Source organism: Chromobacterium subtsugae (assembly GCF_035919665.1).
In the GTDB taxonomy this organism is placed as follows: domain Bacteria; phylum Pseudomonadota; class Gammaproteobacteria; order Burkholderiales; family Chromobacteriaceae; genus Chromobacterium; species Chromobacterium subtsugae.
In genome coordinates this window covers 4,520,835-4,531,641 of sequence record NZ_CP142381.1, presented here as the reverse complement: position 1 = coordinate 4,531,641, position 10,807 = coordinate 4,520,835, and the positions used below count along the sequence as shown (strand labels likewise).

The window sequence follows — 10,807 nt, the reverse complement described above, 5'->3', positions numbered from 1 at the left end:
GAGGCCGCGCCTGTCCCCTGACTGGAGACGCAATGAAAGCTCTGCTCGACCTCTTTAAGCAAGTTACGCAAGAAGAAGAGTTTGATGCGATTAAGATCGGCATCGCCTCGCCTGACAAGATCCGTTCCTGGTCTTATGGTGAAGTAAAGAAACCCGAAACCATCAACTACCGCACCTTCAAGCCGGAACGCGACGGCCTGTTCTGCGCCCGCATCTTCGGGCCGGTGAAGGACTACGAGTGCCTGTGCGGCAAGTACAAGCGCCTGAAGCACCGCGGCGTGATCTGCGAGAAGTGCGGCGTCGAAGTGACCCTGTCCAAAGTGCGCCGCGAGCGCATGGGCCACATCGAACTGGCCAGCCCGACCGCGCACATCTGGTTCCTGAAGTCGCTGCCGTCGCGTCTGGGCATGGTGCTCGACATGACGCTGCGCGACATCGAACGCGTGCTGTACTTCGAAGCGTTCGTGGTGACCGATCCGGGCATGACCCCGATGCAGTACCGCCAGCTGTTGACCGAAGAGGACTTCCTGGACAAGGAAGACCAGTACGGTGAAGAGTTCGTCGCCATGATGGGCGCCGAGGCGGTGAAGGAACTGCTGAAGAAACTGGATCTGGACAGCGAGATCGAGACCCTGCGTCGCGAGCTCGAAGCCACCAATTCCGACACCAAGATCAAGAAGATCGCCAAGCGCCTGAAAGTGCTGGAGGCCTTCCAGCGTTCCGGCATGAAGCCGGAATGGATGATCCTGGACGTGCTGCCGGTGCTGCCGCCGGAATTGCGTCCGCTGGTGCCGCTGGACGGCGGCCGCTTCGCGACCTCCGACCTGAACGACCTGTACCGCCGCGTCATCAACCGGAACAACCGTCTGAAGCGCCTGCTGGAACTGCGCGCGCCGGACATCATCGTGCGCAACGAGAAGCGCATGCTGCAGGAATCGGTTGACTCGCTGCTGGACAACGGCCGTCGCGGCAAGGCGATGACCGGCGCCAACAAGCGTCCGCTGAAGTCGCTGGCCGACATGATCAAGGGCAAGGGCGGCCGTTTCCGTCAGAACCTGCTGGGTAAGCGCGTCGACTACTCCGGCCGTTCCGTGATCACCGTGGGCCCGACCCTGCGCCTGCATCAGTGCGGCCTGCCGAAGAAGATGGCGCTGGAACTGTTCAAGCCGTTCATCTTCCACAAGCTGGAAGTGATGGGCCTGGCGTCCACCATCAAGGCGGCCAAGAAGCTGGTCGAGCAGGAAGTGCCGGAAGTCTGGGACATCCTGGAAGACGTGATCCGCGAGCACCCGGTGCTGCTGAACCGCGCGCCGACCCTGCACCGTCTGGGCATCCAGGCGTTCGAGCCGGTGCTGATCGAAGGCAAGGCCATCCAGCTGCACCCGCTGGTCTGCGCGGCGTTCAACGCCGACTTCGACGGCGACCAGATGGCCGTTCACGTGCCGCTGTCGCTCGAAGCGCAGATGGAAGCCCGCACCCTGATGCTGGCCACCAACAATGTGCTGTCCCCGGCCAACGGCGAGCCTATCATCGTGCCGTCGCAGGATATCGTGTTGGGTCTGTATTACATGACCCGCGACAAGGTGAACGGCAAGGGCGAAGGCATGGTGTTCGCCGACACCAAGGAAGTGCATCGCGCTTACGAAACCCGCCAAGTCGAGCTGGCTACCCGCATCACCGTCCGCCTGAAGGAATGGGAAAAGGACGAGCAGGGCGAGTTCCAGCCGGTGATCAAGCGTTACGACACCACCGTCGGCCGCGCGATCCTGTCGGACATCCTGCCTAAGGGCCTGCCGTTCGAGCACATCAACAAGGCGCTGAAGAAGAAAGAAATCTCGAAACTGATCAACGTTTCGTTCCGTCGTTGCGGCATCCGCGACACGGTGATCTTCGCCGACCAGCTGATGTACACCGGTTTCGCCTACTCCACCCGCGGCGGCATCTCCATCTGCGTGGACGACATGCAGATTCCGAAGAAAAAGACCGAACTGCTTGGCGAAGCCAACAAGGAAGTCAAGGAGATCGAAGAGCAGTATCGCCAGGGTCTGGTGACCCAGGGCGAACGCTACAACAAGGTGGTGGATATCTGGGGCCGCACCGGCGACAAGATCGCCAAGGCGATGATGGACGAGCTGTCCAAGCAGCGCGTGCTGGATCGCGACGGCAAGGAAGTCGACCAAGAGTCCTTCAACTCGATTTACATGATGGCCGACTCGGGCGCGCGGGGTTCCGCGGCCCAGATCAAGCAGCTGGCCGGCATGCGGGGCCTGATGGCGAAGCCGGACGGTTCCATTATCGAAACCCCGATTACCGCCAACTTCCGCGAAGGCCTGACGGTACTGCAGTACTTCATCTCCACCCACGGCGCCCGTAAGGGTCTGGCGGATACGGCGTTGAAGACCGCGAACTCCGGTTACCTGACGCGTCGTCTGGTCGACGTGACCCAGGATCTGGTGGTGATCGAGGACGATTGCGGCACCACCAACGGCTTCACCATGAAGGCCGTGCTGCAAGGCGGCGACGTGATCGAAGCGCTGCGCGACCGCATCCTCGGCCGCGTGACCGCGGTAGACGTGGTGGATCCGTCCACCGGCGAAACCGTGATCGAAGCCGGCACGCTGCTGGACGAGCAGATGGTCGACTCGATCGACAGCCTGGGCATCGACGAAGTGAAGGTGCGTACCGCCATCACTTGCGACACCCGCTACGGTCTGTGCGCGAAGTGCTACGGCCGCGACCTGGCGCGCGGCAAGCGCGTCAACGCCGGCGAAGCGGTAGGCGTGATCGCCGCCCAGTCGATCGGCGAACCGGGCACCCAGCTGACCATGCGTACCTTCCACATCGGTGGCGCGGCGTCGCGAAATGCGGCCGCCAGCCAAGTGGAAGGCAAGTCCAACGGTACCGTGCGCTTCTCCAGCCAGATGCGTTACGTGGCGAACACCAAGGGCGAGCTGATCGTCATCACCCGCTCCGGCGAAGTGGTGATCCACGACGACATGGGCCGCGAGCGCGAGCGTCACAAGGTGCCGTACGGCGCGACTCTGATGGTGACCGACGGTCTGCAGATCAAGGCAGGCACGGTTCTGGCCACCTGGGACCCGCACACCCGTCCGATCATCACCGAGTACGCTGGCCGCGTGAAGTTCGAGAACGTGGAAGAGGGCAACACCGTAGCCAAGCAGACCGACGAAGTGACCGGCCTGTCCACGCTGGTGGTGATCGACCCGAAACGCCGCGCCGGCGCCCAGTCGAAGATGCTGCGTCCGCTGGTGAAGCTGCTCGACGACAACGGCAACGAAGTGAAGCTGGCCGGTTCGGACGCTTCGGTTTCGATTACCTTCCAGGTGGGCGCGATCATTACCGTTCGCGACGGCCAGGACGTGGGCAAGGGCGAAGTGCTGGCCCGCATCCCGCAGGAATCGTCGAAGACCCGCGACATTACCGGTGGTCTGCCGCGTGTGGCCGAGCTGTTCGAAGCGCGTTCGCCGAAGGATGCCGGCATGCTGGCCGAGGTGACCGGTACCGTTTCCTTCGGTAAGGACACCAAGGGCAAGCAGCGCCTGATCATCACCGATCTGGAAGGCAGCGGCTACGAAAACCTGATCCCGAAGGACAAGCACGTGCTGGTCCACGACGGCCAGGTGGTGAACCGCGGCGAATCCATCGTCGATGGTCCGGTCGATCCGCACGACATCCTGCGTCTGCAGGGCATCGAGGCGCTGGCCCGCTACATCGTCCAGGAAGTTCAGGAAGTGTACCGTCTGCAGGGCGTGAAGATTAACGACAAGCACATCGAGGTGATCATTCGCCAGATGCTGCGTCGCGTCGTGATCTCCGACAGCGGCGACACCGAGTTCATCCAGGGCGAACAGGTGGAACGCGCCGAAGTGCTGGAAATGAACGACAAGATGGTCGCGGAGGGCAAGGAGCCGGCGCAGTACGAAAACGTGCTGCTGGGCATCACCAAGGCGTCCTTGTCGACCGACTCGTTCATCTCCGCGGCTTCCTTCCAGGAAACCACCCGCGTGCTGACCGAAGCGGCCATCATGGGCAAGAAGGACGATCTGCGCGGCCTGAAGGAAAACGTGATCGTCGGCCGTCTGATTCCGGCCGGTACCGGTCTCGCGTACCATCGCACCCGCCGTCGCCAGCAACTGGGCCTCGACGCCGCCGAATCGCAGCTGTTCGACTCGGGCATGCTCAACACGGCGCTGGAAAACGACGAATAACACCGGCCTGACGGCCTAGTGTTGAAAAAACGCTGCTTCATCAACGGTTAACGTTGCTGGGGCGGCGTTTTTTATTTGACGCTTGACCGTTGACTAAAATATAATCCTCCGTCCTTTCTGGAGGCGTGTTGCCTTCAGGAAGAATCAACTAGGAACTGATAGTAATGCCAACCATTAACCAACTCGTTCGCAAGGGCCGCCTCGCCAGCACGGCGAAGAGCAAGGTGCCTGCGCTGGAAGCCTGCCCGCAGAAGCGTGGCGTGTGCACCCGTGTCTACACCACCACTCCGAAGAAGCCGAACTCGGCGCTGCGTAAAGTGTGCAAGGTACGTCTGACCAACGGTTTCGAAGTGATTTCCTACATCGGTGGCGAAGGCCACAACCTGCAGGAACACTCGGTAGTGCTGATCCGCGGCGGTCGTGTAAAAGACTTGCCGGGTGTGCGTTACCACACCGTGCGCGGTTCCCTGGATACCGCAGGCGTGAAAGACCGTAAGCAAGCCCGTTCCAAGTACGGCGCCAAGCGTCCCAAGTAATTGGGAAGGTCTCATGGCGGCCTGAGCGTTTCGTAATGGTCGTCTAGTAAGTGGCTGCTCCATTGGGTGGTCATGAGCCAAAGCTCAACTGAATAATTTAAGGAAGTAACATGCCAAGACGCAGAGAAGTCCCCAAGCGTGAAATTCTGCCGGATCCGAAGTTCGGTTCGCAGGATCTCTCCAAATTCATGAACGTTGTGATGATCGACGGCAAGAAGTCTGTAGCCGAACGCATCATCTACGGCGCTCTGGAACAGATCGAAAAGAAATCCGGCAAAAACGCCCTGGAAGTGTTCAACGCAGCACTGTCCAACGCCAAGCCGGTAGTGGAAGTAAAAAGCCGCCGCGTAGGTGGTGCAAACTATCAAGTTCCTGTTGAAGTACGTCCGTCGCGTCGTATGGCCCTGGCCATGCGTTGGCTGCGCGACGCTGCGCGCAAGCGCGGTGAGAAGTCCATGGACCTGCGCCTGGCTGGTGAATTGCTCGATGCGGCCGAAGGCCGTGGCGGCGCGATGAAGAAGCGTGACGAAGTGCACCGCATGGCAGAAGCCAACAAGGCCTTCTCGCACTTCCGTTTCTAAGCTCACCCCCACTTATTCAAGGTGTAGATCGTGGCACGGAAAACCCCCCTTGAGCGCTACCGTAATATCGGTATCTCCGCTCACATTGACGCCGGTAAGACTACTACTACCGAGCGTATTCTGTTTTACACCGGTGTGAACCACAAGATCGGTGAAGTGCATGATGGCGCCGCCACCATGGACTGGATGGAGCAAGAGCAGGAACGTGGCATCACCATCACTTCCGCCGCTACCACCACCTATTGGAAGGGTATGGCCATGCAGTATCCGGCCCACCACTTCAATATCATCGACACTCCGGGACACGTGGACTTCACCATCGAGGTGGAGCGTTCCATGCGCGTGCTGGACGGTGCCGTGATGGTTTACTGCGCTGTGGGCGGCGTTCAGCCCCAGTCGGAAACCGTATGGCGCCAGGCCAACAAGTACAAGGTTCCGCGTATCGCGTTCGTGAACAAGATGGACCGTCAAGGCGCCAACTTCTTCCGCGCGGTTGAGCAGGTGAAAACCCGCCTGCGCGGCAACCCGGTGCCTATCGTCGTGCCTATCGGCGCGGAAGATAGCTTCACCGGCGTGGTCGACCTGCTGAAGATGAAGGCCATCATCTGGGATGAAGCTTCCCAGGGCATGAAGTTCGAGTACGGCGATATCCCGGCCGACCTGGTTTCCGTTGCCGAAGAATGGCGCGAGAAGATGGTTGAAGCCGCCGCCGAAGTCAGCGAAGAAATGATGGACAAGTACTTGGGCGGCGAAACGCTGACCGAGGAAGAAATCGTTGCTGGCCTGCGCGAACGTACCCTGAAGTGCGAAATCCAGCCGATGCTGTGCGGCTCCGCGTTCAAGAACAAGGGTGTTCAGCGCATGCTGGACGCCGTGATCGAACTGCTGCCGAGCCCGCTGGATGTTCCGCCGGTTCCGGGCGAGAACGAAGACGGCACCCCGACCACCCGCGAAGCTTCCGACGACGCTTCCTTCTCCGCTCTGGCGTTCAAGCTGATGAACGACCCGTACGTGGGCCAGCTGACCTTCTTCCGCGTCTACTCCGGCGTGGTGAAGTCCGGCGACACCGTGCTGAACTCGGTCAAAGGCAAGAAAGAGCGTATCGGCCGTATCGTGCAGATGCACGCCAACGACCGTAAGGAGATCGAAGAAGTGCACGCCGGCGACATCGCCGCTGCCATCGGTCTGAAGGAAGTCACCACCGGTGAAACCCTGTGCGCGATCGACGCTCCGTTGATCCTCGAGCGCATGGAATTCCCGGAGCCGGTGATCCACGTTGCCGTTGAGCCGAAAACCAAGGCCGACCAGGAGAAGATGGGCGTTGCCCTGAATCGCCTGGCCAAGGAAGACCCGTCGTTCCGCGTGCGTACCGACGAAGAATCCGGCCAGACCATCATTTCCGGCATGGGTGAACTGCACCTGGAAATTCTGGTTGACCGCATGAAGCGCGAATTCGGCGTTGAAGCCAACGTCGGCGCGCCGCAAGTGGCTTACCGCGAAACCATCACCAAGACGGTTACCGACGTTGACGGCAAGCACGTCAAGCAGTCCGGCGGTAAGGGTCAGTACGGTCACGCCGTGATCACGCTGGAACCGTCCGGCGAAGGCCAGGGCTACAAGTTTGTCGACGAGATCAAGGGTGGCGTGATTCCGCGCGAATTCATCCCGTCCGTGGACAAGGGTATTCAAAACACCCTGTCCAACGGTATTCTCGCCGGCTTCCCGGTGGTGGACGTGACTGTGCGTCTGACCTTCGGTTCCTACCACGACGTCGACTCCTCGCAGATCGCGTTCGAACTGGCAGGCTCGCTGGCTTTCAAGGAAGCCATGCGCCGCGCCGGTCCGTGCATCCTCGAGCCGATGATGGCTGTGGAAGTGGAGACTCCGGAAGAGTACATGGGTGACGTCATGGGTGACTTGAACCGCCGTCGCGGCATGGTTCAAGGCATGGACGACGACGGTCTGGGCGGCAAGATCATCAAGGCTGAAGTACCGCTGGCCGAGATGTTCGGTTACTCCACCGACCTGCGTTCGGCTACCCAAGGCCGTGCCACCTACTCGATGGAGTTCAAGCACTACTCCCAGGCTCCGAAGCACGTCGCTGACGCTGTAATGGCCGCCAAGAAGTAATGCGCGCTGAGGCTGGTCGGCTTTTCCAATCAAGACCGACCAGCCCCGATCTAATGTTCTTTAATTAAGGATTTGTAAAAATGGCAAAAGAAAAGTTTGCGCGGACCAAGCCGCACGTAAACGTCGGCACCATCGGTCACGTTGACCATGGCAAGACCACTCTGACCGCAGCGATCACCACCATTCTGTCGAAGAAGTTCGGTGGCGAAGCTAAAGACTACTCCCAGATCGATAGCGCGCCGGAAGAAAAAGCTCGTGGTATTACCATCAATACCGCGCACGTTGAATACGAAACCGAATCCCGCCACTACGCTCACGTAGACTGCCCGGGCCACGCCGACTATGTGAAGAACATGATCACCGGCGCAGCCCAGATGGACGGCGCGATCCTGGTTTGCTCGGCCGCTGACGGTCCGATGCCGCAAACCCGCGAACACATCCTGCTGTCCCGTCAGGTTGGCGTACCGTACATCATCGTTTACCTGAACAAGGCTGACCTGGTTGACGACGCCGAGCTGCTGGAACTGGTTGAAATGGAAGTGCGCGATCTGCTGTCTTCCTACGACTTCCCGGGCGACGACACCCCGATCGTAACCGGCTCCGCACGTCTGGCGCTGGAAGGCGACCAGTCCGAAATGGGCGAGCCGTCGATCTTCCGTCTGGCCGACGCGCTGGACTCCTACATCCCGACTCCGGAGCGCGCGGTTGACAAGCCGTTCCTGCTGCCGATCGAAGACGTGTTCTCGATCTCCGGCCGCGGCACCGTGGTGACCGGTCGTGTTGAGCGCGGCATCGTGAAAGTCGGCGAAGAGCTGGAAATCGTTGGCCTGAAAGAAACCGCCAAGACCACCTGCACCGGCGTGGAAATGTTCCGCAAGCTGCTGGACCAAGGTCAGGCTGGCGACAACGTGGGCGTGCTGCTGCGCGGCACCAAGCGTGAAGAAGTTGAGCGTGGCCAAGTACTGGTGAAGCCGGGCTCGATCAAGCCGCACACCGAGTTCAGCGGTTCGGTATACGTGCTGAGCAAGGAAGAGGGCGGCCGTCACACCCCGTTCTTCGCTAACTACCGTCCGCAGTTCTATTTCCGCACCACCGACGTGACTGGCGCAGTTACGCTGGCCGAAGGCGTGGAAATGGTAATGCCGGGCGACAACGTGGAAATCACTGTTAAGCTGATCGCTCCGATCGCGATGGAAGAGGGTCTGCGTTTCGCGATCCGCGAAGGTGGCCGTACCGTCGGCGCCGGCGTTGTTTCCAAGATCATCGCTTAATCGGACCGGAGATTTTCATGTCTAGCCAAAAAATCCGCATCCGTCTGAAGGCGTTCGATTACAACCTGATCGACCGTTCCGCCCAGGAAATCGTTGAAACCGCCAAGCGCACCGGCGCCGTGGTCAAGGGTCCGGTTCCGCTGCCGACCAAGATCGAGCGTTTCAACGTTCTGCGTTCGCCGCACGTGAACAAGACTTCCCGCGACCAGCTGGAAATCCGCACTCACCTGCGCCTGATGGACATCGTAGATCCGACCGACAAGACTGTTGATGCTCTGATGAAGCTCGACCTGCCGGCCGGTGTGGATGTGGAAATCAAGCTGCAGTAATCGCTTAAGTTCAAGGGTTTGCGAGCTAAGTGCTTGCGATTCTTGAATTTTCTGTGATACATTAGCGGACTCGCCAATTTGGCGAGTCCGTTTTTGTTTTTTATGTCGTGTTTTTTATGCCGGTCAATCGCAATCGGCGCCTGAAAAAGGAAATAAACATGAGTTTAGGTCTTGTCGGTCGCAAAGTCGGCATGACCCGCATTTTTGCCGAAGATGGCGCAACCATCCCGGTAACTGTGCTGGACATGTCCGCTAACCGCGTCACGCAAATCAAAACTGCAGAAACCGACGGCTACAACGCCGTGCAGGTTACTTTTGGCTCCAAGAAAGCCAATCGCGTCAACAAGGCAGCAGCCGGTCACTTCGCCAAAGCTGGCGTTGAGGCAGGCGAAGTCCTGGTGGAGTTCGCTCTGTCGGCCGACGCTGTTTCCAGCTTCAAGCTGGGCGACGCAGTCGCAGTTGAAACCCTCTCCGTTGGCCAGCTGGTTGATGTAACCGGCACCTCCAAGGGTAAGGGCTTCTCCGGCGTGATCAAGCGTCACAACTTCTCTTCCAACCGTGCTTCCCACGGTAACTCGCGTTCGCACAATACGCCGGGTTCCATCGGTCAGGCTCAGGATCCGGGCCGTGTATTCCCGGGTAAGCGCATGGCCGGTCAGTACGGTAACGTCAAGAGCACTGTACAGTGCCTCGAGATCGTTCGTATCGACGCCGAGCGTCAGCTGATTCTGGTCAAGGGCGCGGTCCCGGGCGCCAAGAACGGCGACGTAGTCGTGCGTCCCAGCGTGAAAGCGGGTGCGTGATGGAATTGAATGTAATCAATACCCAAGGCAAGGCTGTTGGCAGCCTGCAAGTGTCCGACTCCCTGTTCGGCCGCGACTACAACGAAGCTCTGGTTCACCAAGTTGTGACCGCGTTCCTGGCGAACGCTCGCAGCGGCAATCGTGCCCAGCTGACTCGTGCTGAAGTGAAGCACTCGACCAAGAAGCCGTTCCGTCAGAAGGGCACTGGTAACGCTCGTGCCGGTATGACTTCCACCCCGAACCGTCGTGGTGGTGGCCGTGCCTTCCCGAACAAGCCGGACGAGAACTTCACCCAGAAGGTCAACCGCAAGATGTTCCGCGCCGGCATGGCGGCCATCCTGTCGCAACTGGTGCGCGACGAGCGCCTGATCATCGTGGACGAGCTGAATGTAGCCAGCCCGAAGACCAAGGAATTCGTAGGTACTGTTCAGCCGATGGGTCTGGAACAGGCTCTGTTCATCACTGGTGAACTGAACGAAAACCTCTATCTCTCTTCGCGTAACCTGCCGAACGTGCTGGTTATCGAAGCTCAACAAGCTGACCCGTACAGCCTGCTGCGCTTCAAGAAGACCGTGATCACCCGCGACGCCGTGAAGCAACTGGAGGAGCAGTGGGCATGAACCAAGAACGTCTGTTGCAAGTAATCCTTGCTCCCATCGTTTCCGAAAAGAGCACCATGATCGCTGAGAAGCATCAGCAAATGGCGTTCCGTGTTGCTACCAACGCAACCAAGCCGGAAATCAAGGCGGCCGTCGAAATGCTGTTCAACGTAAAAGTTGAAGGCGTTTCCACTGTGAACGTCAAGGGCAAGGTTAAGCGTTTCGGCCGTTCCACCGGTCGTCGCAGTGACTGGAAAAAGGCCTACGTTAGCTTGGTCGAAGGTCAAGAAATCGACCTGACCGCTACCCCGGCCGCGGCGGAGTAAGGA

The 10,807-nt window shown here is 59.6% G+C and carries 9 protein-coding genes; all 9 read left to right on the top strand.

Going from position 1 to position 10,807, the window contains the following annotated elements; genetic code table 11:
* Positions 1–32: 32 nt before the first annotated feature.
* The 9 genes from rpoC to rplW all read left to right on the top strand — a co-directional run bounded on the left by rpoC (position 33) and on the right by rplW (position 10,804).
* Entirely contained in the window at positions 33–4,229 is a 4,197-nt protein-coding gene (rpoC, locus tag U6115_RS21635) for a DNA-directed RNA polymerase subunit beta' (protein WP_043575253.1), read from the top strand.
* A gap of 164 nt (positions 4,230–4,393) precedes the next feature.
* Positions 4,394–4,765, top strand: a complete 372-nt coding sequence (gene rpsL / locus U6115_RS21630; RefSeq protein WP_047238069.1) for a 30S ribosomal protein S12 — start codon at positions 4,394–4,396, stop codon at positions 4,763–4,765.
* Between the two features lie 110 nt (positions 4,766–4,875).
* Complete coding sequence (gene rpsG / locus U6115_RS21625; RefSeq protein ID WP_021479140.1) at positions 4,876–5,346, top strand: 30S ribosomal protein S7; 471 nt, start codon at positions 4,876–4,878, stop codon at positions 5,344–5,346.
* A 30-nt stretch (positions 5,347–5,376) separates the two neighbouring features.
* Positions 5,377–7,476 carry an elongation factor G gene (gene fusA, locus U6115_RS21620; protein ID WP_043575259.1) on the top strand — a complete coding sequence of 700 codons (2,100 nt, stop codon included), beginning with the start codon at positions 5,377–5,379 and terminating at the stop codon, positions 7,474–7,476.
* An 80-nt stretch (positions 7,477–7,556) separates the two neighbouring features.
* A complete protein-coding gene (tuf, locus tag U6115_RS21615) occupies positions 7,557–8,747 on the top strand; it encodes an elongation factor Tu (protein WP_101527487.1) in 1,191 nt (396 codons plus the stop codon).
* 17 nt (positions 8,748–8,764) lie between these two features.
* The gene (gene rpsJ, locus U6115_RS21610) at positions 8,765–9,076 is read left to right on the top strand and encodes a 30S ribosomal protein S10 (RefSeq protein WP_011137734.1); all 312 of its coding nucleotides are present in this window, start codon (positions 8,765–8,767) and stop codon (positions 9,074–9,076) included.
* 158 nt (positions 9,077–9,234) lie between these two features.
* Complete coding sequence (gene rplC / locus U6115_RS21605; protein ID WP_043579376.1) at positions 9,235–9,879, top strand: 50S ribosomal protein L3; 645 nt, start codon at positions 9,235–9,237, stop codon at positions 9,877–9,879.
* Positions 9,879–10,499 (top strand): 50S ribosomal protein L4, encoded by a 621-nt coding sequence (gene rplD, locus U6115_RS21600; RefSeq protein WP_043579378.1) that lies wholly within the window; start codon positions 9,879–9,881, stop codon positions 10,497–10,499. Before rplC ends, rplD begins: the two co-directional genes overlap by 1 nt.
* Positions 10,496–10,804, top strand: a complete 309-nt coding sequence (gene rplW / locus U6115_RS21595) for a 50S ribosomal protein L23 (protein ID WP_043579379.1) — start codon at positions 10,496–10,498, stop codon at positions 10,802–10,804. The genes rplD and rplW overlap by 4 nt, the downstream gene beginning before the upstream one ends.
* Positions 10,805–10,807 lie beyond the last annotated feature (3 nt).